The organism is Collimonas fungivorans Ter331, from assembly GCF_000221045.1.
GTDB classification, from domain to species: domain Bacteria; phylum Pseudomonadota; class Gammaproteobacteria; order Burkholderiales; family Burkholderiaceae_D; genus Collimonas; species Collimonas fungivorans_A.
Map to the genome: position 1 here is coordinate 1,934,317 of NC_015856.1, position 26,187 is coordinate 1,960,503.

Annotated in this window: 25 protein-coding genes; 12 read left to right on the top strand and 13 right to left on the bottom strand. The window is 61.8% G+C overall.

Going from position 1 to position 26,187, the window contains the following annotated elements:
• Positions 1-9: 9 nt before the first annotated feature.
• Both CFU_RS08520 and CFU_RS08525 read right to left on the bottom strand, forming a co-directional pair.
• Positions 10-696 carry a Fe2+-dependent dioxygenase gene (locus CFU_RS08520; RefSeq protein WP_014005634.1) on the bottom strand — a complete coding sequence of 229 codons (687 nt, stop codon included), beginning with the start codon at positions 694-696 and terminating at the stop codon, positions 10-12.
• A gap of 15 nt (positions 697-711) precedes the next feature.
• Entirely contained in the window at positions 712-2,946 is a 2,235-nt protein-coding gene (locus CFU_RS08525) for a TonB-dependent receptor (protein ID WP_041741570.1), read from the bottom strand.
• A gap of 403 nt (positions 2,947-3,349) precedes the next feature.
• On the opposite strand from CFU_RS08525, the gene dkgB reads away from it, so the two are divergent.
• Together dkgB and CFU_RS25530 are read left to right on the top strand one after the other, a co-directional pair.
• A complete protein-coding gene (gene dkgB, locus CFU_RS08530) occupies positions 3,350-4,159 on the top strand; it encodes a 2,5-didehydrogluconate reductase DkgB (RefSeq protein WP_014005636.1) in 810 nt (269 codons plus the stop codon).
• A gap of 44 nt (positions 4,160-4,203) precedes the next feature.
• The gene (locus CFU_RS25530; RefSeq protein ID WP_190275275.1) at positions 4,204-4,455 is read left to right on the top strand and encodes a hypothetical protein; all 252 of its coding nucleotides are present in this window, start codon (positions 4,204-4,206) and stop codon (positions 4,453-4,455) included.
• A 48-nt stretch (positions 4,456-4,503) separates the two neighbouring features.
• Here the strand turns inward: CFU_RS25530 and eutC are convergent, their stop codons facing one another.
• From eutC to adh, 5 genes are all read right to left on the bottom strand, one after another.
• A complete protein-coding gene (gene eutC / locus CFU_RS08540; protein WP_014005638.1) occupies positions 4,504-5,316 on the bottom strand; it encodes an ethanolamine ammonia-lyase subunit EutC in 813 nt (270 codons plus the stop codon).
• A gap of 9 nt (positions 5,317-5,325) precedes the next feature.
• On the bottom strand, positions 5,326-6,654 hold the full coding sequence (locus CFU_RS08545; protein ID WP_238531449.1) for an ethanolamine ammonia-lyase subunit EutB: 1,329 nt from the start codon (positions 6,652-6,654) through the stop codon (positions 5,326-5,328).
• A gap of 111 nt (positions 6,655-6,765) precedes the next feature.
• Positions 6,766-8,157, bottom strand: a complete 1,392-nt coding sequence (eat, locus tag CFU_RS08550) for an ethanolamine permease (RefSeq protein ID WP_014005640.1) — start codon at positions 8,155-8,157, stop codon at positions 6,766-6,768.
• Between the two features lie 207 nt (positions 8,158-8,364).
• On the bottom strand, positions 8,365-8,757 hold the full coding sequence (locus CFU_RS08555) for a DUF779 domain-containing protein (protein WP_041741572.1): 393 nt from the start codon (positions 8,755-8,757) through the stop codon (positions 8,365-8,367).
• A 74-nt stretch (positions 8,758-8,831) separates the two neighbouring features.
• Positions 8,832-10,352 carry an aldehyde dehydrogenase gene (gene adh, locus CFU_RS08560; RefSeq protein ID WP_014005641.1) on the bottom strand — a complete coding sequence of 507 codons (1,521 nt, stop codon included), beginning with the start codon at positions 10,350-10,352 and terminating at the stop codon, positions 8,832-8,834.
• Between the two features lie 444 nt (positions 10,353-10,796).
• On the opposite strand from adh, the gene CFU_RS08565 reads away from it, so the two are divergent.
• Positions 10,797-11,822 (top strand): patatin-like phospholipase family protein, encoded by a 1,026-nt coding sequence (locus CFU_RS08565; protein ID WP_041741573.1) that lies wholly within the window; start codon positions 10,797-10,799, stop codon positions 11,820-11,822.
• A 5-nt stretch (positions 11,823-11,827) separates the two neighbouring features.
• Positions 11,828-12,706, top strand: coding sequence for an alpha/beta fold hydrolase (locus CFU_RS08570; RefSeq protein ID WP_014005643.1), 879 nt, complete (start codon positions 11,828-11,830; stop codon positions 12,704-12,706).
• A 159-nt stretch (positions 12,707-12,865) separates the two neighbouring features.
• Here CFU_RS08570 and CFU_RS08575 read toward each other — a convergent pair whose 3' ends face one another.
• The 5 genes from CFU_RS08575 to CFU_RS08595 are packed head-to-tail and all read right to left on the bottom strand — an operon-like array spanning position 12,866 to position 17,746.
• Entirely contained in the window at positions 12,866-13,048 is a 183-nt protein-coding gene (locus tag CFU_RS08575) for a hypothetical protein (RefSeq protein ID WP_014005644.1), read from the bottom strand.
• A gap of 27 nt (positions 13,049-13,075) precedes the next feature.
• Positions 13,076-13,522: a MarR family transcriptional regulator gene (locus CFU_RS08580; RefSeq protein ID WP_014005645.1), complete on the bottom strand. Its 447-nt coding sequence runs from the start codon at positions 13,520-13,522 to the stop codon at positions 13,076-13,078.
• Positions 13,523-13,540: 18 nt separating this feature from the next.
• Positions 13,541-15,079, bottom strand: coding sequence for a DHA2 family efflux MFS transporter permease subunit (locus tag CFU_RS08585; protein WP_014005646.1), 1,539 nt, complete (start codon positions 15,077-15,079; stop codon positions 13,541-13,543).
• Positions 15,080-15,097: 18 nt separating this feature from the next.
• A complete protein-coding gene (locus CFU_RS08590; protein WP_014005647.1) occupies positions 15,098-16,288 on the bottom strand; it encodes an HlyD family efflux transporter periplasmic adaptor subunit in 1,191 nt (396 codons plus the stop codon).
• Between the two features lie 24 nt (positions 16,289-16,312).
• Positions 16,313-17,746, bottom strand: a complete 1,434-nt coding sequence (locus tag CFU_RS08595; protein WP_202946140.1) for an efflux transporter outer membrane subunit — start codon at positions 17,744-17,746, stop codon at positions 16,313-16,315.
• Between the two features lie 185 nt (positions 17,747-17,931).
• Between CFU_RS08595 and CFU_RS08600 the strand changes: the two genes are divergently transcribed.
• From CFU_RS08600 to CFU_RS08635, 8 genes are all read left to right on the top strand, one after another.
• Positions 17,932-18,531: a TetR/AcrR family transcriptional regulator gene (locus tag CFU_RS08600; protein WP_014005649.1), complete on the top strand. Its 600-nt coding sequence runs from the start codon at positions 17,932-17,934 to the stop codon at positions 18,529-18,531.
• Positions 18,532-18,629: 98 nt separating this feature from the next.
• Positions 18,630-19,460: a 3',5'-nucleoside bisphosphate phosphatase gene (locus CFU_RS08605; protein WP_014005650.1), complete on the top strand. Its 831-nt coding sequence runs from the start codon at positions 18,630-18,632 to the stop codon at positions 19,458-19,460.
• Positions 19,461-19,668: 208 nt separating this feature from the next.
• Positions 19,669-20,169 carry a hypothetical protein gene (locus tag CFU_RS08610; protein ID WP_041743161.1) on the top strand — a complete coding sequence of 167 codons (501 nt, stop codon included), beginning with the start codon at positions 19,669-19,671 and terminating at the stop codon, positions 20,167-20,169.
• Positions 20,170-20,331: 162 nt separating this feature from the next.
• Complete coding sequence (locus CFU_RS08615) at positions 20,332-21,534, top strand: cytochrome c oxidase subunit II (RefSeq protein ID WP_041741575.1); 1,203 nt, start codon at positions 20,332-20,334, stop codon at positions 21,532-21,534.
• A 12-nt stretch (positions 21,535-21,546) separates the two neighbouring features.
• Positions 21,547-23,304 (top strand): cytochrome c oxidase subunit I, encoded by a 1,758-nt coding sequence (locus CFU_RS08620; protein ID WP_014005653.1) that lies wholly within the window; start codon positions 21,547-21,549, stop codon positions 23,302-23,304.
• The gene (locus CFU_RS08625) at positions 23,301-23,978 is read left to right on the top strand and encodes a bb3-type cytochrome oxidase subunit III (RefSeq protein ID WP_014005654.1); all 678 of its coding nucleotides are present in this window, start codon (positions 23,301-23,303) and stop codon (positions 23,976-23,978) included. The genes CFU_RS08620 and CFU_RS08625 overlap by 4 nt, the downstream gene beginning before the upstream one ends.
• A gap of 9 nt (positions 23,979-23,987) precedes the next feature.
• Entirely contained in the window at positions 23,988-24,701 is a 714-nt protein-coding gene (locus CFU_RS08630; RefSeq protein WP_014005655.1) for a heme-copper oxidase subunit III family protein, read from the top strand.
• 8 nt (positions 24,702-24,709) lie between these two features.
• Positions 24,710-25,024, top strand: a complete 315-nt coding sequence (locus tag CFU_RS08635) for a cytochrome C oxidase subunit IV family protein (RefSeq protein ID WP_014005656.1) — start codon at positions 24,710-24,712, stop codon at positions 25,022-25,024.
• Between the two features lie 20 nt (positions 25,025-25,044).
• On the opposite strand, the gene CFU_RS08640 is transcribed toward CFU_RS08635, so the two are convergent.
• Positions 25,045-26,106 carry an acyltransferase family protein gene (locus CFU_RS08640; RefSeq protein WP_041741576.1) on the bottom strand — a complete coding sequence of 354 codons (1,062 nt, stop codon included), beginning with the start codon at positions 26,104-26,106 and terminating at the stop codon, positions 25,045-25,047.
• Positions 26,107-26,187: the final 81 nt, after the last annotated feature.

A 26,187-nucleotide genomic window follows, 5' to 3' on the forward strand; every position in this document is an offset into this window, starting at 1 on the left:
GGCCGGTCCTCAGGTCTCGCTCCATTGCCGCATCAGGTTGTGATAGCAGCCGATCAGGGTGCGGCGCGCCTGTTCGTCGGCATTGGTCTGGTTCAGTTTCTGGATGGCGTTGTCCATGTCGAACAGCATGCTGCGGCGGGCATCGTCGCGCACCAGGCTTTGCACCCAGAAGAAGCAGGCGCTGCGCATGCCGCGTGTGATCGGCGTGACCTGGTGCAGGCTGGTGGCCGGATAAATCACCATGTCGCCGGCGGCCAGTTTGACCGAGTGCATGCCGTAGCTGTCTTCGATCTGCAGCTCGCCGCCGTCATACGATGCAGGATCCGACAAAAACAGCGTGGCCGAGATGTCGGTGCGCAGCTTGCGGCCGTCATGCGGATGGATGCGCACGCTGCCGTCGACGTGGGCGCCGAAAGCCATGCCTTCGCCGTAGCGGTTGAACATCGGCGGGTAGACGGTATTCGGCAGCGCCGCGCTGATAAAGCGCGGATGGCGCTCCAACGCCTGCAGGATGATCTGCTGGCATTGCTGCGCCACTTCCGAACGTTCATCGATCTGCTGGTTGAACTTGACTGCCGCGCCCTGGTAGCCGGCCGTGACGCGGCCATCGACCCAGGCCGCTCCGGCCTGGTCCAGCAACTGGCGCACGGCGTCCAGCTGCCGGGCGTCGAGCACTTCGGGAATGGCAATCAACATGGGCTCTTCCGTTTTTTACATGCGATAGTTGAGCGACAGCATTGCGGTGCGGCCGCTGCCTGGCACCGAACGTCCGCCGTCGGACTGGATCAGCGCATCGTAATACATCTTGTTGGCCAGGTTGAACAGATTCAGGCGGATATCGTATTTCGGTTGCGTATACGCCACCGTTGCATCCCAGCGCGTATAGCCGCCGGCCTGCACGGTGTTGGTGGGATTGGCGTAGCGTTCCGACATGTAAGTGGCGCCGCCGCCGATTTCCCAGTGCGGCGCGACCTTGTAGGTGGACCAGCTGGTCAGCGTATTCTTCGGCGTGTTGACCGGGATCTTGCCCAGCGTGCCGTCGAGGGCGGAAGACTGGATTACCTTGGCGTCCAGGTAGGTATAACCGAGTGCGACCTGCCAGTCCTTGGTGATATGGCCGACGGCGCCGGCGCGCGCGCCGTTGACCCTGACTGTGCCGTCCAGCACATAGACGCCGGTGCTGACCTGGCTGCGTGCATTTTCCTTCTTGATCTGGAAAATGGCGGCGTTGAGCGACAGCTTGTCGTTGAGCAGGTCCCACTTGCCGCCCAGTTCGTAGGAGCGATTCTTTTCAGGATCGAGGTTTTGCTGGCCGGTGGTGCCGGTCAGCTGTTCCAGCGACGGATTGAAGGAAGTGCCGTAGGACAGGTAGTACGACTGCTCCGCGCTTGGCTGCCAGATGCTGCCCAGGCGCACGCTGGTGAAATTGATGGTCTGCTGGGCTGAAGGCAGGGTAGTGTTCTTGGCAGCAGGAGGGGCATTGGTCGTGTTCAGCGAGTTGGTGATGCTGGCGATGTATCTGTCGAAGCGCAGGCCGCCGACCAGCTTGAATTGGTCGCTGAGCGTCATGGTGTCGTTGAGATAGGCGGCGATGGTGTTGGCTGAGCCGCCGGCGCGGTTGCCAGCCTGGCTGGCGACGCTGCTGCCGGCCGCGCTGTAGCCTGGATTGACCAGCGGCACGCAGTCGTTATAACCGGCGACCGTCGAGGTCGGATTCAAGGCTTTGCCGTTGCAGCTGCCGTTGCGGTAGTGGCCCTGGTTATCGTAGCCGTCATGGCCGAGCTCGAAGCCGGCCAGCAATTCATGCTTGATGCTTCCGGTGCTGAGTTTGGCCGACAGTTCGGTCTGGTTGAAAATCGAATAGTCGCGGATGTCGCGGTCATGGCTCTGGCCGCGGACGTACAGGCTGCTTAGTGGCAGCCCGCTGACTGCCGATGGCGTCAGCGGCGTAAAGCCGGCGGCGGAAACCGTGCCGATGGTGTTAGGCGCGGTTTCGACCGCGCTGGTGCGCACGTAATTGAATTGCGTCTGGTTGCGCAGCACGACGTCAGGCGTGATCTTGTGGCGCACGGTAGCATTCAGCGCTGCTACATCTTGGTCGGTATGGTCGCTGTTGAGGCCGTAGGCGGTATCGCGGCCGACCGGCGCCGGATGGCCGTTGAGCGGCGGCAGGCCGTAGTCGGGCATGTCATGGTTGTGCTGGATCAGAGCCGACAAGGTGATTTCGGTCGGGGTGCCGATGCCGAATACGTAGGAACCGGCCAGGCCGAAATCCTGCACGTCGGTCTGGTCGCGCGTAGTGGCCTTGCCGCTTTGCGCCATGGCCGACAGGCGCAATGCCGAGGTATCCGACAACGGACGGTTGTAGTCTGCCGTGGTGCGCACCAGGCCGTTGGTGGTGGCCGATGCCGAGACTTCGGTCGCGGCATGCAGGTTGGCTTTCTTGGTCACCTGGTTGATCACGCCGCCGGTGGAGCCGCGCCCGAACAGCATCGACGACGGTCCCATCAGCACTTCGACTTCATCGATGGCGAAAGTGTCGCGGTAGTACTGGCCGCGGTCGCGGAAGCCGTCCAGGTAGATGTCGGTGCGCGCCGAAAAGCCATTCAGATTGATGTTGTTGCCGATCTGGCCGCCTTCGGCGCCGCCCAGGGTGATGCCGGCCACATTGCGCAGGGCATCGGCGAGCGAGTTCGCCCCTTGCGACTGCATCAGCGCCTTGTTCACCACAACCACCGATTGCGGCACGTCATGCAGGTCGGCCGGCAACTTGGTGAGGGAAGTGGCATTGGCGTTGAAATCGCCGCGGCTGCCTTCCACCACGACTTCCTGCAGCACGGCAGGGCTGGCATCTGTTTTGGGGCTAGGGGTTTGCTGAGCGTGCGAGGACAGGGGAGCGGCGAACACTGCGACCAGCGCAGCGGCAATCGGGTTGAGGCGGTTCATTGTTTTAGTTATCAAAGGTTTAGCTTCAGGAGGCTGAAGCAGAAATTTTGGCTGGCTAATACGGTTATCCCCGTTTCACTGGCTGGCAGGCGCTGCTAATGAGAATGATTCTGTAATCGATTCTTATTTAATGTTATTTCGCGAGGCAATTATAAATGAATACCAACGTAAATTAATAGCCGGGAATTGTAAAAAGCGCCTGATTGCCACCGTTTCCAGCCTTTTTGATTGTTCTTTCAAGAGGTACATCAAGATGGTAATTGTTGATGTCAAATCAAATATCATTTGAGCATATATGTATTTTTCGCAACAAAGAATGAGCGCACAGTATGTCTTTCGTTAATCGGCGCAGCGGCAGGCCGCAATATGAACTGACCCCTGTCATCTCTTTCAAAGGAATCCCATGACTACCAGCATCCCTAACATCGGCCTCGGCACCTTCCGTCTGCAAGGCCAGGTCGTGATCGATTCGGTCCGCACCGGCATCGAAGTCGGTTACCGCCATATCGATACCGCGCAGATCTACGGCAACGAAGCCGAAGTCGGCCAGGCGATCGCCGACAGCGGCATCGCCCGCGACCAACTGTTCGTCACCACCAAGATCTGGATCGACAACCTGGCGCCCGGCAAGCTGATTCCGAGCCTGAAGGAAAGCCTGCGCAAGCTGCGCCTGGAACAGCTGGACCTGACCCTGATCCACTGGCCATCGCCCAAGGATGAGATCCCGGTGGCGGACTATATGGCGGCCCTGGCCGAAGCCAAGGCGGCAGGCCTGACCAGGCTGACCGGCGTCTCCAATTTCACCAATGCGCAGCTGGCCCAAGCCATCGCAGCCGTCGGCGCCGCCGAGATCGCGACCCAGCAGGTCGAGATCCATCCGTTCCTGCAGAACCGCAAGGTGGTGGAGTTTGCCCGCAGCCAGGGCATCCATGTCACCGCTTACATGCCGCTGGCCTACGGCAAGGTCATGCTAGAGCCGGTGATTGTTCGCATCGCTGAGCGCCATCGGGTCAATCCGGCGCAGATAGCCTTGGCCTGGGCGCTGCAGCAAGGCTTTGCCGTGATTCCGTCTTCCACCAAACGCGCCAACCTGGAAAACAACCTGAAGCTGCAAGGCATCGTGCTGACGGCGGAAGACATGGCGCAGATCGCCACCCTGGAGCGCAACGAACGTCTGGCCAATCCGGAAGGCTTGGCTCCGGCCTGGGATTAAGTCATGTCATCCGCACTTTCCGCATTGGGCGCAATGGTTTGGTTGTGGAACTGGCGGCGACGCTACAGGCAGGCGTGAGCCACGTCGGCCTGCACTTCTGGAAAAAACGGCGGCCGCTGGTGGAGACGATGGCGGAAATCGCTGAATTTGTGTTACCCGAATTTCATCTGGCCGGTAAAGTAGGATTCGGCACCGCGCCCTTGGGCAACATGTTCCGCGACATCCCGGAGCAGGAAGCGCCGGATACAGTAGAGGCAGCGCGGCAGAACGGCATCCGCTATTTCTGGAACAACTGATGCGCCGCTGCCGAAGGCCTGATCTGCCGCAGACGGAGTTGCCAGGCCCTAGCGCTCTTCCAGCAGGAAATTTCGCTCGGGCTGTTGCAGTTCGCCGTGTTCGCTTGCGGTTTCGTCTTTCAGCTGCACGCCGGACAATTGCCGCTGGCGCGCCTGCGTCAGCAGGTAGTGCAGCTTGTAAGCTGCTTCCGCATACGACAAGCCGGCCGGCCTGACGTTGGAGATGCAGTTGCGGCTTTCATCGGTCAGGCCGACGCGCGGCGCCCAGGTCAGGTACAAGCCCATGCTGTCCGGCGAACTCAGGCCGGGGCGTTCGCCGATCAGCACCACCACGGCCTTGGCGCCCAGCAGCTCGCCGACTTCATCGCCGATGGCGACTCGTCCCTGGCGCACGATGGCCAGCGGCGCCAGCGTCCAGTTTTCCGGCGCCAGCCTTTGCTTGAGGGCGTCCAGGAAAGGCAGGGCGTTCTGTTCAATGGCGAGCGCAGACAAGCCGTCAGCGATAACGATAGCCAGGTCGTAACGGCGCGAGGCGCTGCGCGGCTGCTCTGTCAGCGCACTGCGCGAGACGGTATCGAGGCGGCGTCCGAGGTCGGGGCGCTGCAGATAGATATCGCGGGTTTCCGCCGCGCTGGACAGGGTGATGCAGATATCGCCGTTATTGTTCAACGCCTGCCTCAATGCTTGCGTGTCGAGCGCCAGATGCACTGCATCCCGCGCTCTCGCATGGGCCAGCTGGAACTCCAGCTGCGCCGAGGTAGGCAGGCTGACGCCGCTGCGCCCGAGGGCGATGCGGGCGGCGGTGAACTGGCGCAGCGCCTGCCAGGGATTGTCGACTACGGTGGGGTTCGAATCGCTCATGGTTAAACCTCAGGAAAGGCGCAGCAGCGCCTGCTGGAATGCCGGCGGCAGCTGGTCGCCCAGCTTGACGTAGCTGTCTTCGGTAAAGATTTTCATGGCCTTCAGCCATGCCTCGAATTCCGGCGCCGGTTTCAGGCCCAGCACACGCCGCGCGTAGAGCGCGTCATGGAAAGAGGTGGTCTGGTAGTTGAGCATGATGTCGTCCGATCCCGGGATGCCCATGACAAAGGTGCAGCCGGCGGCGCCGAGCAGGGTCAGCAGAATGTCCATGTCGTTCTGGTCGGCTTCGGCGTGGTTGGTGTAGCAGACATCGCAGCCCATGGGCAGGCCGAGCAGCTTGGCGCAGAAATGGTCTTCCAGGCCGGCGCGGATGATCTGCTTGCCGTCGTACAGGTATTCGGGGCCGATGAAGCCGACCACGGAATTGACCAGCAGCGGCTTGAACTTGCGCGCCACGGCATAGGCGCGTGCTTCGCAGGTCTGCTGGTCGACGCCGTGATGGGCATTGGCCGACAGTGCGCTGCCTTGGCCGGTTTCGAAATACATGACGTTGTTGCCGACGGTGCCGCGCTGCAGCGACAGCGCCGCATCGTGCGCTTCGGCCAGCAGCTTGAGGCTGATGCCGAAACTCTGGTTGGCGGCTTCGGTGCCGGCAATCGACTGGAACACCAGGTCCACCGGCGCGCCGCGGTTGATCGCTTGTATGGTGTTGGTGACGTGGGTCAGCACGCAGGATTGGGTAGGAATCTGGTAGCGGTCGATGATGTCGTTAAGCATGCTGACGATCTTGATCACCTGCGGCACATTGTCGGTGGCAGGATTGATGCCGATGACCGCATCGCCGCTGCCGTACAGCAGGCCGTCGAGGATGCTGGCGGCGATGCCGGTGGCGTCGTCGGTCGGGTGGTTCGGCTGCAGGCGCGTCGACAGGCTGTGTGGCAGGCCGATGGTGTTGCGGAAGCGCGTCACCACCCGGCATTTTTTTCCGACCAGGATCAGGTCCTGGATACGCATGATCTTGGATACCGCGGCCGCCATCTCGGGGGTAATGCCGGCGGCGACCTCCGCCAGTACGGTTTCGTCAACCTGGTCGCTCAGCAGCCAGTTGCGGAAATCGCCCACCGTCAAATGCCTGATGGCGGCAAAAGCGCCGGCGTCGTGGTCGTCGACGATCAGGCGACTGATTTCATCCTGTTCGTAGGGCACCAGCAGGTCGTCCAGGAAGGTAGCCAGCGGCAGCTCAGACAACCGCATCTGGGCCGCCACCCTTTCTTCCGCGCTGCCGGCGGCCAGCCCTGCCAGGTAGTCGCCGGAACGCGGCGGGGTAGCCTTGGCCATCAAGTCTTTCAGGTCGCGGAACAGATAGGTTTTGGTCCCGACGATATGGCTGAATCGATGCGTTCTGTTATTCACTGACAGCGTCCTCCAGGCAGATGGCCAACGTGCTTCCTACGCAACATCATAGGCGCTTTGCTCGGTGCCGCGGCTGTTTTTCGTCATCAGGAATACTGCGTAGCCGCAAGCCAGGAAGGCGGCGAAGATACCGAAGATCAGCGCATTGTAATAAATCATGGTGGCCATGCAGACGCAGGCGCCGACCAGTGCAAACGCCGGAAACCATGGATAGAAGGGGGCGCGGAACGGCCGCTCCATGGCGGGCGCGCTGCGGCGCAGGCGGAACAGGCTCAGCATGCTGATGATGTACATGGTGATGGCGCCGAACACCGACATGGTGACGATGTTGGCGGTCAGGGTCTGGCCGCCGAGCGTGATCAGCTGGTCGCTATAGATGGCGGCGATGCCGATCACGCCGCCGGCCAGGATCGCCCGGTGCGGGGTCTTGAAGCGCGGATGGATCTTGGCGAAATAGCCAGGCAGGTAGCCGTCGCGCGCCAGCGCAAATATTTGCCGCGAATAACCGAGGATGATGCCGTGGAACGATGCGATCAGGCCGAACAAGCCAAGCCAGACCAGCATGTGCAGCCAGCTGCTGTGTTCGCCGACGATCAGTTTCATCGCCTGCGGCAGCGGATCGTTGATGTTGGCCAGCTTGGTCCAGTCGCCGGCGCCGCCGGCAAACACCATCACGCCGATGGCCAGCAGCACCAGGGTGATGATGCCGGTGATGTAGGCGATCGGGATCGAGCGTTTCGGATCCTTGGCTTCTTCGGCGGCCATCGCCACGCCTTCGATCGCCAGGAAGAACCAGATGGCGAACGGGATGGCGGCAAACATGCCGGGGATGGAAGCGAGGCTGAAACTGTCCTGGCCGGACCAGCCGCCCTTGGTGAAATGCGCCATCGAAAATCCGGGCGAAACCACGCCCATGAACACCAGCAGTTCGAAGATCGCCAGCAAGGTCACGCACAGTTCAAACATGGCGGCGATCTGCACGCCGACGATATTGAGCGCCATGAACACCACGTAGGCGCCGACCGCCGCGGTCTTCGGATCGAGCGAAGGAAACTGGACGTTGAGATAGGCGCCGATCGCCAGCGCAATCGCCGGCGGCGCAAACACGAACTCGATCAGGGTGGCGGCGCCGGCAAAATAGCCGCCCAGCGGCCCGAAGGCTTTTTTGCTGTAGGCGAACGGGCCGCCGGCATGCGGGATGGAGGTGGTCAGTTCGGTGAAGCTGAAGATGAATGCGGTGTACATGGCGGCAATGAACAGCGCCGTCACGGTAAAGCCGAGTGTGCCGGCCGAAGCCCAGCCGTAGCTCCAGCCGAAATATTCACCGGAAATCACCAGGCCGACGGCGATCCCCCACAGCTGTATCGTGCCCAGGGTCTGTTTCAAGGCGGGGGCTGCGCTAGCGCCTGAGCCGGTTTTTGCATTCATGAGGCTTCTCCACGGGATAGGTGCACGAAAATCGAAAGAAAATGTTCCGGGTCACACACTACTGCGCCTGCGCTGCGCCACTTTGGACAGCTGACAGGCGAAAGCGGTGCATCTCTGTTGTCGGCACGGCAAGCTGCGATTGCGGCCTAGTCTTGCAGGCACGCAAGAGCAGAACAAAAGCAAAATGCGTGCCTTTGTGGTGCACAATTATTCTTGTTTTCCCAGCAATAGCGGGGCCACGGCCAGCAGCGCATATTCGTCATCGCTGAACAGGCGCGAACGGCTCAGGAAGCGCCGCCCGCTGCCGTTGTCGACAGAAAACATGCCGCCGTTGCCTGGCACCACGTCGATGATCAGCTGGGTGTGTTTCCAGTATTCGAACTGGTCGGCGCCGATATAAAACGGCGCGCCGTCCAGGTCGCCCAGATAGACATCGGCATCGCCGACCTGGAAATCGCCGATGGCGTAGCACATGGGCGAACTGCCGTCGCAGCAGCCGCCGGATTGAAAGAACATGAGCGGGCCATGTTTTTGCCGGAGCTGCTGCAGGAATTCGAGTGCGGCGCGGGTGACGCTGACGCGGGCGGGGATGGCGGGCATGGTGGGGGCGTTGGCAGAGGTGTATCGGATTGCGGCATCCTGCCCCGATGCAGACGGGACAGGATCCCGCATGCTTAGAAAAAGCCCAGTGCGTTCGGGCTGTAGCTGACTAGCAGGTTCTTGGTTTGCTGGTAATGATCCAGCATCATCTTGTGGTTTTCGCGGCCTATGCCGGACTGCTTGTAGCCGCCGAATGCGGCATGGGCCGGATACAGGTGGTAGCAATTGGTCCATACCCGGCCGGCCTGGATTCCGCGTCCCATGCGGAAGGCGCGCGAACCGTCGCGGGTCCACAAGCCTGCGCCGAGGCCGTACAAGGTGTCGTTGGCCAGCGCCAGCGCTTCTTCTTCATCCTTGAAGGTGGTGACGGACAGCACCGGGCCGAAGATTTCTTCCTGGAAGATGCGCATCTTGTTGTTGCCTTCGAAGACTGTCGGTTCGACGTAGTAGCCGGCATCGAAATCGCCGCCCAGCTGCTTGCGCACGCCGCCGGTGAGCAGCTTGGCGCCTTCCTGCTTGCCGATGTCGATGTAGGACAGGATTTTTTCCAGTTGCTCCTGCGAAGCCTGGGCGCCGATCATGGTGGCGCTGTCGAGCGGATTGCCTTGCTTGATGGCCTTGACCCGTTTCAGCGCACGCTCCATGAAACGGTCGTAGATCGATTCCTGGATCAGCGCGCGCGACGGGCAGGTGCAGACTTCACCCTGATTCAAGGCGAACATGGCGAAACCTTCCAGGCACTTGTCGAAAAACGCGTCGTCCTGGTCCATCACGTCGGCGAAGAATACATTCGGCGATTTGCCGCCCAGCTCCAGCGTCACCGGGATGATGTTTTGCGAAGCATACTGCATGATCAGGCGGCCGGTGGTGGTTTCGCCGGTGAAGGCGATCTTGGCGATGCGCTTGCTGGAGGCCAGCGGCTTGCCGGCTTCCAGGCCGAAGCCGTTGACAATGTTGAGCACGCCGGGCGGCAGCAGGTCTTGCACCAGCTCGATCCAGACCATGATCGAGGCCGGCGTCTGCTCGGCCGGCTTCAGCACCACACAATTGCCGGCGGCCAGCGCCGGCGCCAGTTTCCAGACCGCCATCAGGATCGGGAAATTCCATGGGATGATCTGGCCCACCACACCCAGCGGCTCGTGGAAGTGATAGGCATAGGTCTGGTCGTCGATGGTGGCGACCGAACCTTCCTGAGCCCGGATGCAGGCGGCGAAATAACGGAAATGGTCGATCGCCAGCGGGATGTCGGCGGCCGTGGTTTCGCGTATCGGCTTGCCGTTGTCTATGGTTTCGGCAATCGCCAGCAATTCCAGGTTGGCTTCCATGCGGTCGGCGATCTTGTTCAGGATGTTGGCGCGTTCCGCCGGCGAGGTCTTGCCCCAGGCGGCTTTGGCGGCGTGCGCCGCGTCCAGCGCCAGTTCGATGTCCTCGGCGCCGGAACGGGCGATTTCACAGAAAGTCTTGCCGATGACCGGGCTGACGTTTTCGAAATATTCGCCCTTGACCGGCGCCACGAACTTGCCGCCGATGAAATTGTCGTAACGTTGCTTGAATGGATTGCGGGTGGCTAGCTTGCTGATGTCTGCGAGATTCATGTCGTCCTCTGGCTTGGAATGAGTAAGTGGGGGTTCAGCGCTACAAACTGCATCCGTTATTGCGCAACGAATGTGCCAGTGCCGCGCCAGCACTGCGCCAGTACCATAGGAATTGCCAGGAGCCAGGCCTGGAGCGGCTTGTGAAGGATAGGGCGGCTGCCGATAGCGGTTTGGCCGGCAGTCTGGTATTTTAAAAACACGCAACAACTGTTCCGTTTCTGAACAATGGCTGAACAGAGTTGCTGCAAAACGTGCCATTGCAGTTCCCGCCAACGTCCGTCCCGGAAAAAAATGCGCTAGGCACAGTTGGCCAAAGATTGGTAAATTAGCAGCACAGGAGATATGGTCAGGCCCTGCCGCAGACTTAAACATAGGCGGAAATGCATAGCGTCAAACCTGCAGGCGAGGGCCTATTTCAACCGACAGCAATCTCAGGGATATTTCATGCAAAACAAGATAATGACTTTGGCTCTGCAGGGCGGCGGTTCTCATGGGGCGTTCACCTGGGGCGCCCTGGATCGGCTGCTGGAAGATCCCCGGATCGAGATCGAAGGTATCAGCGGCGCCAGCGCCGGCGCCATGAACGCGGTGGCGATGAGCTACGGCCTGGCGATCGGCGGCCGCGACGGCGCGCGCCAGGCGCTGGCCGATTTCTGGGATAGCGTCAGCACCCGCGATCTCTACAGTTTCATGCGGCCGGATGCGTTGAGCGAAGCCGGCATCGCGTCGCAGGCGACTTCCTCGGCGCTGCTCAAGCACATGTTTTCCGTGACCAGGATGTTTTCGCCGTACCAGCTCAATCCGTTTGACCTCAATCCCTTGCGCGACATCCTCGGCAAACAGATCGACTTCGAACGTTTGCGGGCAGAAGGCAAGGTCAAGCTGTTCATCGCCGCCACCCAGGTCAGCACCGGCCGCCTGCGCATCTTCCGCAATGACGATTTGACGCAGGACGCCTTGCTGGCGTCGGCCTGCCTGCCGTCGATGCACCACGCGGTGGAGATTGACGGCGAGGCCTATTGGGACGGCGGGCTGACCGCCAATCCGCCGATTTTCCCGCTGCTGCACCTGTGCAACTCGCCCGATGTGCTGGCGGTGCTGCTGCACCCGTTCCGCCGGCCGCTGACGCCTACCGGCACCGACGAGATCGGCCAGCGCCTGAGCGAGATCAGTTTCAGCTCGACCTTCTTTACCGAGCTGGGCGGGCTGGCGCTGGCCAAGCGCGAAACCGAAGCCGATCCCAAGGCGCGCGGCAAAATGCACGACCGGCTCAAGGAACTGCGCATCCATGTGATCGATTCGGATGCCTTGATGAGTCAGCTGAGCTCGGCCAGCAAACTGAACACCAAAGCCTCTTTCATCCATGCCTTGCGCGACGCCGGCAGGGCGCGCGCGGAACTCTGGCTGACCGAGAAATTTTCCGGCGCCGATCTGCAATCGAATTTCGACCTCGACCAATTCCTGGCCTGATACCCATGAAACTATCCCGTTCAGAATTCCTTTCCTTGCGCGGCTTGCGCTATCACGTACGCCATTGGGGCCTCGCCGGCGCCCCGAAAATCTTCATGATGCACGGCTGGATGGACGTATCGGCCTCGTTCCAGTTCGTGGTCGATTGCCTGCAGCGCGACTGGCATGTGATCGCGCCGGACTGGCGCGGCTTCGGCCTGACCGAAGGGCCGCCGGTGGAGAGCTACTGGTTTCCCGATTACCTGGCCGACCTCGACGCCATCTTGCAGCATTATTCCGCCGACGCGCCGGTCAACCTGCTCGGCCACAGCATGGGCGGTTATGCCGTGGGCCTATACGCCGGCACGCGGCCGCGGCGGATCAAGGCGCTGATCAACCTGGAAGGTTTCGGCGGCGAGCACCTGTCGGCCGAATTGGCGCCGGCGCGTTACGCCAAATGGCTGGACCAGCTGATTGAAGCGGCTGCCTTGCTGAGTTATCCGGACCTGGCGGCGGTGGCGGCGCGCCTGCAGAAAACCAATCCGCGCCTGAGCGACCAGCGGGCGGCGTTCCTGGCCCAGCACTGGTCGCGCCAGAACGACCTGGGACGCTGGGAAATCCTGGCCGATCCTGCGCACAAGATCATCAATCCGGTGCTGCCGAGGGTGGAGGAAATGCTGGCCTGCTGGCGCGCCACCACGGCGCCGGTGTTATGCGTCGAGGCGGAATTTACCAATATGTGGCAGTGGATGGGCGGCCAGGATGTCATGCGCAGCGAGATCGACAGCCGCATCGCCGTGCTGCCGCACGCCAGGACCGCGGTTATCGCCAATGCCGGGCACATGCTGCACCACGACCAGCCGCAGGCGCTGGCGGCATTGATTGAACAGTTCCTGCTCTCGTAGGGTGGGCACGCTTTTGTGCCCACGCGGGAACTCACACCACGTACATGCCATTCCGACGCCACGCAGGCATATACTCCGGCTATCGCGGTCACGCGTGGGCACAAAAGCGTGCCCACCCTACCGGGCTGACTGCCGCTGTCGTTCGCGCAGTTCCTCGATTCAGCAGTGGCTTTCCTCGAAGGCATTGATCAGCCTGATCATGTCTTCCATCCTGCTCTGTTCCTGGGTCGTGGTGCGGCGGTTCCACAGGATATCGAACTCGACTACGGTCAAGTGGTATTGGATCTCGCTCAGTTCGTCTATCTCGCCGATAATGCCGGCATTCATTTCTTGCTCAAACATGTGTACCTCCTGACATGCAGATCAATGTCAAATTTTCGACAACAGCTTATGCAGCAATTCTTTCAGCTTGCTGGTTTCGTCCTGGCTGAAATCCGCCAGGAGCTGGTCCAGCACATGGGTGATGCATTCGATCAGTTTCGGGTAGATCGACCAGCCGGCCGCGGTCAGTTCGAGCGTGATTGCGCGGCTGTTCCGCGGCGAACGCAGCCGCGTCACCAGGCCTTTCCTTTCCAGCCGCCTGACCATGCGCGTCATCGCGCCGGGATCGTAAGCCACCAATTTGCACAGCGCCGCGATCGACTCTGTGCGCGAATTGGCCAGGTTGACGATGATCACGTACTGCGCCGCCGTAATGTCCAGCACCTGCAATTCCCGGTTCAGCGCGTCCAGGATCGCGCCGTGCGCGTGTTCCATCAAGGCATCCAGGCCGGCGGCGGATTGCCGCTGTTGCCGGAGATGGGTTAGGGTAGCCATGGCAGCTTGATGGTTTCGTCAGTGCGCCGCCGAGGTGTCGGCAATGCGTTTGGGCTTCGGCGCGAACCATACCGCAGTCGCCGCCAGCAGGAATGACAGCGCCGCCATCATGAAAATATGGTTGGTCGACAGCATGATGCTTTGCGACTGCACGGTTTGCTCGATGCTGAGCCGCGCCTGTTCCGCGCTCAGGCCGGACTGCACCAGGGTATTGCTGGCGTTGCCGGCCTGGTCGACCAGGCCCGACAGTTCGGCGTGATAATAGATCGCCTTGTTTTCCCAGCTGGTGTTGACCAGCGAAGTGGCGATGGCGCCCGACATGGTGCGGCAGAAACTCATCAGGCCGGCAGCGGAGGCGGTCTCGGAGAAATTGACGCTGCTCAGCGCCAGTCCGGTCAGCGGCACGAAGAACAGCGGCATGCCTATGCCTTGCAGCAGCAGCGGCCAGCCGATCTGGAAGGTGGTCATGTCGGTGCTGTTGAAGCTGCGCAGCAAGGTCACCGAACCGAGCCACAGCACGCCCAGGCACACCAGCTTGCGCGGATCGACTTTGGTCGACAGCTTGGCGACGAAGGGCGCGGTCATGACCGCCAGGATGCCGCTCAAGGCGGTGGTCTGGCCGGAGTGGGTAGCGGTGTAGCCCATGTAGCCTTGCAGCCACAGCGGCGTCAGCACGGTGGCGCCGAAGAAGGCGCCGAACGCCAGGCAGATGGTGATCACGCTGGCCGAATAGCCGCGGTGCCGGAACACCCGCAGGTCGACCACCGGATTGCGCTCGGTCAGTTCCCAGATCAGGAAGGCGATGAAGCCGATGGTGGCTACCAGCGCCAGGGCCATGATTTCAGGCGAGGCGAACCAGTCTTTTTCCTTGCCCTGGTCCAGCATCAGCTGCAGGGCCGCGACCCAGACGATCATCAGCCCCATGCCGACTTTGTCGATGGGCACTTTCACCAGCGACGATTCGTAGCGCTTGAACATTTTCCAGCCAAGGTAACCGCAGATCAGCGCCACCGGCACGTTGATGTAGAAAATGTAGGGCCAGCTGTACTGGTCGCACAAGACGCCGCCCAGTATCGGCCCGGCAATCGGCGCAATCAGGGTGGTCATGGCCCACAGTCCGACCGCGGTCGGCGCTTTCTCCTTGGGGAAAACCCGCAGCAGCAAGGTCTGCGAGAGCGGGATCAGCGGGCCGCCGGCCAGTCCCTGGAAGATGCGGAAGGCGATCAGCAGGCCGAGCGAATTGGCCAGCCCGCACAGCGCCGAGAACACGCCGAACATGACCATCGACGTGATGAACACGCGCACCGCGCCGAAGCGGTTGGCGAGCCAGCCGGTCAGCGGCACGGTGATCGCTTCCGCCACCGCGTACGAAGTGATGACGTAGGTGCCCTGGCTGGAGGAGGCGCCGAGCGCGCCGGAGATGGTCGATACCGAGACGTTGGCGATGGTGGTGTCGAGCACCGCGATGAAGTTGGCGGCGGCCAGCAGCAGGCCGGCGCCGATCAGCTGCGCCCCGGCCAGGGGCTTGATCGGCAGCTCTGAAGAAATGGATGGCATGGTCTGCTTTCCTGTTGCCTACATGCGCGCAGCCGGGGCGCTCTTGTCGCCGCGCGTATCGATAGCGACTTCCATCGACAGGCCGACGCTCAAGGGTTTGGCGATCAATTCCTTGCGGTCGATCGAAATCCGTACCGGCAGCCGCTGCACCACCTTGATCCAGTTGCCGGTGGCGTTTTGCGCCGGAATCATGGCGAACGCCGAACCGGTGCCGCCCGACAGGCCGACCACGGTGCCGTGGTATTCGACCGAACCGCCGTAGATGTCGGCGCTCATGGTGACCGGTTGCCCCAGTTGCACCTGGGTCAGCTGTCCTTCCTTGAAATTGGCGTCGACGTGCATCGATTGGGTCGGCACCACGGTCATCAGGGCGGTGCCGGCCTGCACCCGCTGGCCGACCTGGACCTGGCGCCGCGCCACCACGCCGTCGACCGGGGCGCGCAAGACGGTGCGTTCCAGGTCCAGCTTGGCCTGGTCGCGCTTGGCGCGGGCCAGTTCAACTTCGGGATTGGTGGCGACGGTGGTGTTGGCGGTCAGCACCGTGCTGGCTTGCTGGGCGCCGATGGCGGCGCTGCGGTTGCTCTTGGCTTGTATGGCGCCGGCTTCGGCGACTTTCATGCTGGCTTGCGCGGTCAGCAGCGCGCTGCGGGCATTGGTCAGTTCTTCACCGGAGACCGAGCCGGACTTGGCCAGCGCTTCGCGCCGGCGCAAATCGAGTTCGGCGCGCTGCAAGTCCGCTTGCGCCGACAGCACCTGTGCCGCGGCGCGGCTCTGTTCGGCATCGCGCGCCAGGACCTGGGCCGCCAGCCCGGCGTCGTTGGCGAAATAGGCCTGCACACGGCGCTGTGAGCGATCGAGGTCGGCTTCCGCCTGCAGCAGCGCCAGCTTGGCGTCGCTATTGTCGATCACGACCAGCACCTCGCCTTGCTTCACATATTGGGTATCGACCACCTTGACATCGGCGACGATGCCGTTGATGGCCGGCGTGATCTGGGAAATTTCAGCCGCGGTATAGGCATTGTCGGTGCTGATGTAGCGCGAGCCGATGAAATGCCAGTAAGTGGCGTAGGAAAGGCCGCCGAGCAGGACGACGCCGCCCAGGATGGCGAACAGTTTCTTGCGTTTTTTTGTAGTGGCCGCCTGTTCTGCCTTGAGCGTGGCTTCGGTGGATGCGAGTTCTTGGACTGCCTGGGAATCGGAATGTGACATGTTGTTCTTACCTATTGAGTTTGATCAGATTGCAGCCTGGCGATAACCGCCGCCCAGCGCCCGCACCAGCTGTACGTCCAGCGCGAACATGCGCGAGCGCAGCGTCGACAGGTCGCGCTGGTTGGTGAGCAGGGTGTCTTGCGCGTTGAGCACGTCGAGGTAGGTCGCCAGTCCGCCTGCATAGCGGTTCTGGGCGATCTGGGCGGCTGCCGCGGCGGCGTCGACCGCTTCCTGCACCTTGCCCAGGCGTCCAGACAAGGCTTTTTCGCTGACGGCGGCATCGGCGACATCCTGCAATGCCTGCGTCACGGCGTTGTCGTAGTTGGCCACCGCTTCGTCATAGCTGGCGCTGGCCTGGCGATACTGGCCGCGCAGGCGGCCGCCCTCGAAGATCGGCAGCGAGATGGCGGGGCCGATGCTGCCGATGTCGGAGCCGGCCTTGGTCAGCATGCCCAGTCCCAGCGACTGGAAGCCAAGGTAAGCGGTCAGGTTCACGTTCGGATAGAACTGCGCCTTGGCGACCTTGATCTGCTTGGCGGCGGCTTCGGCGCGCAGGCGCGCGGCCACCACGTCCGGCCGCCGGCCGAGCAGGTTCACGGGCAGCTGCGACGGCAAGGCAAACGGCTTGGACAGGTCGAGCACCGGCCGTTGCAACGACAAGCCGCGGTCCGGTCCGGCGCCGAGCAGGGCGGCCAGCTTGTTGCGTTGCAGGGCTATCGATTCGTCCAGGCTCAGCAGGTCGGCTTCGGCGCTGGCTTTGCGCGCCACTACCTGCTTGACGCTGCCGAGCGTCTCCAGGCCGTTGAGGCGGCGCTGTTCAAACAGGTCGAGCGTCTGTATCCGCACCTGCAGCGCTTCTTGCGCCGTGTCGTGCTGGCTCAGCAGGCGTTCGAATTCGGCATAGGCGGCGGCGATCGAGGTCGCCAGCGCGATGCGGGCCTGGGCGGCGTCGGCCCTGGCGGCTTCCAGATCGGACGTGGCGGCGGCCAAGGCGGCGCGGTTCTTGCCCCAGAAATCGATTTCATAACTGAGGTTGAGCGTGGCCTTGCCCTCGACGTTGTAGTTTGGCGGCACGAACTCTGGCGGCACGCCGTTGTTGTAGCTTTGCTTCATGTAGTCAGCCGAGGCATTGGCGCTGACTTGCGGCAGCAGGGCAGCGCCTTGCTGCTGGGCCACGCCTTGCGCTTTCAGCAGGCGCGCCTGGGCTGCCGCCAGCGACGGTGCGCCCTTCAAGCCTTCGGCGATCAGCCTGTCGAGTTGCGGATCGCGGTAAATCGTCCACCAGTTATCGTCCGGCCAACTGACGGCATTGCCGGCCAGCTGGCCGGCTTGGTAACTGCTGATGTCCTTGGGTACGGCGCGCGGGCCGATTTCGGAAAACGGGGCGCAGCCGCTGATGCTTAGCGCCAGCACGCACAGGCTAAGGGCGGCGTAGGGTGGAAAACAAGGGCGTGGCATAGGAAATATCCTGTTGTAAATCGACATGGCCAAAATTCATAACTGAACTGTACGGTATAGTATAGTATTGACTTTTCAGCGTCGTCAAGTAAAACTGTTGGCCTTGACGGGGCAGGTTTTTTTTACAACAAAGGCGCGGCAAGCTACTGCCAGCGCCGCAGGCAGGCAAGGACAAGGAACAATCAATGCGCAAGAAAAGCGAAGAACGACGACAGGCGATCCTGGACGTCGCGGCGCAGATGTTCAATGAATCGGGATTCGAAGGGACTTCGATGTCGGACATATCGGCGCGCCTGGGCGGATCGAAGGCGACGCTGTACAACTATTTTTCGTCGAAAGAGGAAATTTTCGTCGAAGTCCTGCTGCGGCAGGCTGGCGCGCAGTTCGACCTGACCTTCGCCAGCCTGGTCGAATCCGACGATCTGCGCGCCGTCCTGCAGCGTTTCGGCGCGATGTACCTGCAGGCGAAACTGCAGCCCGAGATCATCGCTGCGCGCCGTCTCATCCTTTATCATGCCGAGCGGTCCCAGCTTGGCCAGGTCATGTACGAGCGCGGACCGAAAAAGGGCACGACCAGGATGGCCGAATTCTTCGCCAGCGCAATGGCGCGCAAACAGATCCGCGAAGCCGATGCCTGGCTCGCCGCCTTGCAGTTCCACGGTTTGATGGAGGCGGAGTGGATCGAAGTCAGGATGCTGGGGGTGGTCACGGCGGTGACAGCGGCCAAGGTGCGCGATTCGGTGGAGCGCGCCGTCGATGCCTTCATGCGGATCTATGCCATTTGAGAGTATTCCAGCGGCAGGGAAATGTGCGCTCGCAGCATAGGGCCGCCAAGGAGCGTACAATCGAGGCATGACAGCTGCTTTCCCTGTGTGGACCACCGATGTTGAACGTTGATCTCCATTGCCATTCCAATGTTTCCGACGGCACCTTGACGCCGGCGGCGGTGGCCGCGCGCGCCAAGGCCAATGGCGTCGATATCTGGGCCCTGACCGATCACGACGAAATAGGCGGCATCGCCGCAGCGCGAGCCGCGGCGGCTGAGCTCGGCCTGCCGTATGTGGCCGGAGTCGAGATCTCGATCACCTGGGCCGCGCAGACCATCCATATCGTCGGTTTGCAAATCGATGAAACCAATGCTGAGCTGGTGCAGGGATTGGCTGCCACGCGCGGCGGCCGCGAACGGCGTGCGCATGAAATGGCGGAGCAATTGGCGGCGGTGGGAATTCCCGGCGCCTTCGAAGGCGCCTTGAAACATGTCGGCAATCCGGACCTGATATCGCGCACCCATTTTGCCCGCTACCTGGTGGAGATCGGCCGCTGCGCCGACACCAGCGAAGTGTTCCGCAATTTCCTGACCGAAGGCAATCCCGGTTATGTCCCGCATCGCTGGGCCTCGCTGGAACAATCGGTGCGCTGGATACGCGGCGCCGGCGGGGTGGCGGTGGTGGCGCACCCGGGCCGCTACAAACTGAGCGACCTGGCCTTCGACGCTTTTTTCAACGAATTCAAACAGCTCGGCGGCAGCGCGATCGAAGTCGTCACCGGCAGCCATACGCCGGACCAGTACGGCTATTACGCCAAGGTCGCCGCCGACTACGGTTTCCTTGCTTCGCGCGGTTCCGATTTCCACAGCCCGAGCGAATCGCGGGTTGATCTCGGCACCTTGCCGCCGCTGCCCGCCAGCCTGACGCCGGTGTGGCACAACTGGTGATTTCCGCGGCATCGCCGGCGCAATAATTTCCTCCGCCAGACCCCGAAACAGCCAGCTATGCTGCTGCGTCGCAGCATGGTTACTGCCTTTGCATGTCGGTGATTCTGTACTACTCTGAATTTGAGCCTGATGCAGAATTTGTGCACGGGGTCTTGTCATATCTGCAGTAATGATGTGGCAGTTGCTTATCGCTTTTGAGGAGGTCGTCATGGAACTTCACATGCATTCGCATCACCTGGAGCACCGCTTGCCAGACTGGCCGGCGGCAGCCGTCTCCGGTTTTGCCGCCGGTGCGGTCGTGATGGTGCTGGAACTGCTCTGGTCAACCCTGTTCATGGATACCAGCCCCTGGATCACCTCACGCATGGTGGCCGCCATCGTCCTCGGACCGGACACGATGCAAGCCAGCACGTTCAGCGTCGGCGTGGTCGCCGTTGCGCTTGCCACCCACTATGTGCTGGGCATCGTGCTCGGCCTGATCCTTGCTGTCATCATTGCGCCTTTCCACTTTGACTCCAGCGTCGGCATGATACTGCTGACCGGCGCTGTGTTCGGCCTCGCCGTCTACCTGTTCAATTTTTACGGCATGGCGCGCTTCTTCTCGTGGTTCAACGACATGCGCGGCTGGTCGACCTTGGCTGCCCACCTGATCTTCGGCATGTCGGCAGCGATCATTTACTGGAAGCTGGAACGGCCGATAGGGCAATAACCGCCATCACGTGCTCCCGGCCAAGGGGGTGTCGGCGGACCAGGACAGCGATTCTGATCCGTCCCGGATGGGTTTCGCTGCGCTGACGTCTGTAGCGATCAAGGGTAGTCTTCATTGCGTCTCAATCACTGCTGCGAGTGCTTCGCAGTAGAGAGGATAGCTATGGCCATGGCTGTTGCGCTCGTGTTGATGGTTGCCGCCTCGCTGCTGTTTCATTTTCTCAGCCCTTGGTGGGCCACGCCGCTGGCGTCGAACTGGCGTCAGATGGACGATACCCTGACCATCACGCTGGTCATCACCGCCATCTTCTTTGTTGTCATCAACCTGTTCATCGTCTACACCTTGCTGCGTTTTCGCCATCGCGAAGGGTGGCGCGCGGCCTACCAGCCCGACAACAAGAAACTCGAACGCTGGCTGATCGTCGCCACCAGCATCGCCATCATGGGCCTGCTGGCGCCTGGCCTGTTTGTCTACGCGGCTTACGTAACGGTGCCGGCGAACGCGCTGGATGTGGAAGTGGTCGGCCAGCAGTGGCAGTGGAAATTCCGCTATCCCGGACCCGGCGGCAAGCTGGGACGATCCAGCATCGACCTGGTCAGCGCCGCCAATCCGTTCGGGCTGGATCCGCGCGATCCGGCCGGCCAGGACAATATCCTGGTCAACAATAACGAACTCCACCTGCAGATCAACCAGCCGGTCAGGATGCTGCTGCGTTCGCAGGATGTGCTGCACGATTTTTACGCGCCGCCTTTCCGCGCCCGCATGAACATGGTGCCGGGCATGGTGACCTCGTTCTGGTTCACGCCGAACAAGCTCGGCCGTTATGAAGTCTTGTGCGCGCAGCTGTGCGGCGTCGGCCATTCGGGCATGCGCGGTTATGTCGTAGTGGAGGACGCCGCCAGTTTCCAGAAATGGCTGAAGGCGCAGCCGACGTTTGCCCAGACCATGGCGCCGCCGGCTCCAGCCCCGGCGCCGCAGGTCGGCGCAGCGACTGGCGGCGCTGCAGCAGCCGTGACCGGCGATGCCCTGGTAGCGCAAGGCAAGGCGCTGGCTGAATCCAAGGCTTGCGTGGCTTGCCACACGGTGGACGGCAGTCCGCGCGTCGGTCCGACCTGGAAGGGCTTGTTCGGCAAAACCGAAACCATGGAAAACGGCTCCACCGCAAAAGTGGACGAAACTTACCTGAAGGATTTCATCCGCAATCCGCAAGCGCGGGTGGTCAAGGGCTTTGCGCCGATGATGCCGAAGATCGACATGAGCGATGCCGAGCTGGAGGCGCTGGTGGCTTACATCAAATCCTATGGCGCTACGGCGCCAAGCCAGCAGGCGCAGCAATCTGCACCTTCCCGCGCACCATCCCGATAACCAAGGAACGCCATGGCCCACACCGACGACAGCGCGCACCACGACCACGGACCGCAAGGCTTCTTCCGCAAATACGTCTGGAGCCAGGACCACAAGGTGATTGCGATCCAGTACGCCAGCGTCGCCATCCTGGCCGGACTGGTGGGGGTCGGGCTGTCGAACCTGATGCGCCTGCAGCTGGGTTTCCCCGGCAAGTTTGCCTTCATCGATGCGCCGCATTACTACCAGTTCATGACCATGCACGGCATGATCATGGTGATCTACCTGCTCACGGCGCTGTTCCTCGGCGGTTTCGGCAATTACCTGATCCCGCTGATGGTGGGTGCGCGCGACATGGTGTTCCCTTACCTGAACATGCTCAGCTTCTGGGTCTACCTGCTCTCGGTGATCGTGCTGATGGCGAGCTTTTTCGTGCCGGGCGGACCGACCGGCGCCGGCTGGACCTTGTACCCGCCGCAGGCGATCTTGCCGGGCACGCCGGGTTACGAGTGGGGCATCATCCTGATGCTGGTGTCGCTGCTGATCTTCATCGTCGCCGCCACCATGGGCGGCCTGAACTACGTGACCACCGTATTGCAGGCGCGTACCCGCGGCATGACGCTGCTGCGCATGCCGCTGACGGTGTGGGGGATTTTTGTTGCGACCATTTTGGCGCTGCTGGCTTTCCCGGCGCTGTTCGTGAGCGGCATCATGATGCTGCTGGACCGTACGCTGGGCACCAGTTTCTTCATGCCGGCGCTGGTGTCGATGGGGCAGGTCAGCGGCTACAAAGGCGGCAGCCCCTTGCTGTTCCAACACCTGTTCTGGTTTTTCGGCCATCCCGAGGTGTATATCGTAGCCTTGCCGGCGTTCGGCATCGTCTCGGACCTGATCAGCGTGCACGCGCGCAAAAGCATCTTCGGCTACCGCACCATGGTGTGGGCGATCCTGGCGATCGGCGTGCTGAGCGTGGTGGTGTGGGCGCACCACATGTTCGTCAGCGGCATGAATCCGTATTTCGGTTTCTTTTTCGCCACCACCACCCTGATCATTGCGGTGCCTACCGCCATCAAGGTCTACAACTGGGTGCTGACCTTGTGGAATGGCGATATCCACCTGTCGGTGCCGATGCTGTTCGCGCTGGCGTTCATCAGCACTTTCCTGATCGGCGGCCTGACCGGGCTGTTCCTCGGCAACGTCAGCGTCGACATTCCTTTATCCAACACGTATTTCGTGGTGGCGCATTTCCATATGGTGATGGGGGTGTCGCCCTTGCTGGTGGTGTTTGGCGGCATCTACCACTGGTACCCGAAGGTGAGCGGCCGCATGCTGCACGAAGGGATGGGGAAATTCCATTTCTGGATCACTTTTCTCGGCACTTATGCGATCTTTTTTCCCATGCATTACCTCGGCATCCTCGGCATGCCGCGCCGCTACTACGCCTTCGATGGCTATAAATTCATCCCCGATTCGGCGCATGCGCTGAATGCCTTTATCAGCGTGGTGGCGCTGATCGTGGCGACGGCGCAACTGGTTTTCATCTTCAACCTGATCTGGAGCATATTCCGCGGCAAACCGGCGCCGGCCAATCCGTGGCGCGCCGCATCGCTGGAATGGCAGACGCCGGACACGCCGCCCACCCATGGCAACTGGGGCGAACAGCTGCCGGTGGTGTACCGAGGCGCCTATACCTATAGCGTGCCGGGCGCCAAGGAAGATTTCATTGCGCAAAACGTGCCGCCGGTGGCTGGCGACGCCGAGTCGCTGGCGCTCAAGGAGACATACGCATGAGGACGCTTGATGCATCGATCCACTCCAGCCCGGCCGCCATCCTGAAACCGCCGGCCGGCGGTTATGTGCGCTATGGCTACGGCGTCGAAGGCATGCCGCCTGACCTGCGCGACGCGGCCGTCAGCGTTGCTTTATGGGTATTCATCGGCGTCGCCACCTCGCTGTTCCTGCTTTTCCTGGCCGCCTACGGCATGCGGATGGATGCCGGCGACTGGTCGCCGCTGGCGATGCCATGGCAGCTATGGCTGAGCAGTTCGCTGCTGGTGCTTGCCAGCGTGCTGCTGCAGCTGGCGGCGACAGCGGCCGCCACGCTGCATCTGCAGCGAGCCCGTTCGCTGCTGGTCGCTGCCGGTGTTTGCGGTTTCGCTTTCCTGGGTGCGCAACTGTGGGGATGGCAAGCATTGCTGGCCATCCATGTCACCGCCAGCGGCAATCCGGCCGGCAGTTTCTTTTATCTGCTGACAGCCATGCATGGTCTGCACGTAGCGGGCGGGCTGGCCGGCTGGGGTGTCGTCGCATATGGCGCCTGGCGGCAGGATGCCAGCCGCCTGACCTGGCGCATCCGTTTGTGCGCGCGTTACTGGCATTTCTTGCTGGCGCTGTGGGCGCTGCTGTTTGCCGCACTCGGCTGGCTGACGCCGGAACTGGTGCGCATGGTTTGCGGTACGCGCTAAGGAGGGCATATGAACACGATGAACACGAGCGCTGCAGCATCTCCTGCAACCGCACCGGCCACCGGACGCTGGCGGCAGCTGGTGGCGGACTGGTCGTCGGACCAGCAGGCGTTCCAGGTATCGTGGGGCAAGGCCATGATGTGGATTTTCCTGCTGTCCGACACCTTCATCTTCAGCTGTTTCCTGACCGGCTACATGACGGTGCGCATGGCCACCACCGTTCCGTGGCCGAATCCGAGCCTCGTGTTCGGCCTCAAGGTAGGCGGTGTCGAAGTACCCTTGCTGCTGATCGCGATCATGACTTTTGTCCTGATCAGCAGCAGCGGCACCATGGCGATGGCGGTCAATTTCGCCTACCGCCGCGAACGCGTGCGCGCCGCCATCCTGATGTTTGTCACGGCAGGCTTTGGCGTGTGCTTCGTCAGCATGCAGGTGTTCGAATGGAGCAAGCTGATTTTGCAGGAAGGCGTGCGGCCATGGGGCAATCCGATGGGGGCGGCGCAATTCGGTTCGACTTTTTTCATGATCACCGGTTTCCACGGCTTGCACGTTACCGCCGGCGTGATCTACCTGATTACGGTGGCGGTGCGCTTGCTGCGCGGCAGTTATGACGCAGTTGGCAAGACCGGCGGGAATTACCAGATCGTCGAAATCGCCGGGCTGTACTGGCACTTCGTCGACCTGGTCTGGGTTTTCATTTTTGCCTTGTTCTATCTCTGGTAGGTGCGCTCATGACTTCCGCCACAGGACAACAACATCCGATCAGCCTGTACCTGAAAATATGGGGCCTGCTGTTCGTGCTCAGCACGCTTTCCTATCTGGTCGACTATTTCAATTTCCACAGCTACCTGCGCTGGACCCTGATCCTGGTCCTGATGCTGATGAAGGCGGGCCTGATCGTCGCCTTCTTCATGCACATGGCCTGGGAACGGCTGGCGCTGGTGTTCGCCATCCTGATCCCGCCGCTGTGCCTGCTGGTGCTGGTGGGCCTGATGGCGACCGAAGCCGACTACACTTTCCTGACCCGGCTTTCGTTCTTTCGCTGAAGTTTGAATTGCAGCTTGAGTTACAGCTTGATATACAAGCGCTGCCGGTCCATCACATACACGATCAGCCACCAGACGGCGACAAAGGCCACGGCGAACGCCAGCGACGCAATATAAGGACCGGCCAGCGGCGTGATCCAGCCGGCGAACAAGCGTCGGTACAGGGTTTCCTGGCCCAGGCCGGGCAACACGATCTGCATCAGTTCCGAACCCGCATACGCCGCCACGGCATTGAGACCGAAGCGCCGTCCCAGCGCCGGCCAGTTGCGCTGATCCACCAGCCAGTGGAACAGCAGCAGCGCCAACGTGGCCCAGCCTGCGCACCACAGCACAAACGATGAAGTCCACAGATTCTTGTTGAGGGGCAGCGCCAGCGACCATAGCGTCCCCAGAACCAGCGCCGCGACGGCGGCAAACAGCAGCGGCTTCAAACGGTTCTCGCGCAGCCAGCGGCCGGCGCACAGGCCGAGCAAACTGGTCGCCAGCGACGGCAAGGTGCCGAGCAAGCCTTCCGGATCATGGCCGCGGCCGCTGACGGCGTCGATCTGGTAAACGAAATGGCCGAACAGGGCGCTGTCGCTGCGGCTGGCCAGGTTGAGCCACGGCTCCAGCGAGCCGCCCAGTGTGAGCAGGCCCCAGTAGCCGAGCAGGATTGCGACGATCAGCCCCCATTGCGTGCGTGGCCTGGTGTAGATCGAACACAGGGCGGTAGCGGCAAAGCACAGGCCTATGCGCTGCAGCACACCCGGCAGGCGCAGGTGGACGCCGGGCATGATGAACCAGGCCAGCAGATTGATCAGCAAGCCCAGCGCCACGATGCGCAGCGCCCGGATAAGGGCGGCGCGCGCCAGCGTCGATGGATTGGCGCCTTGCGCCAGCCGCGGTTCGATGCCCAGCGCGGTCGAGACGCCGACCACGAACAGGAAAAACGGAAACACCAGGTCGGTCGGCGTGCAGCCGTGCCAGGCCGAATGCTCCAGCGGTGCGTAGACATGGCTCCAGTCGCCGGGATCGTTAACCAGCAGCATGGCGGCCACAGTGCAGCCGCGCAGCGCATCAACCGACGCCAGGCGGCGCGTCATGGAGCGGCAAACCGTTGTGATGCGCAGTGCATGGTGTCCCCTGATTTTTTTGTCCGCCAAAGATAACAGAATTTAAGTCGA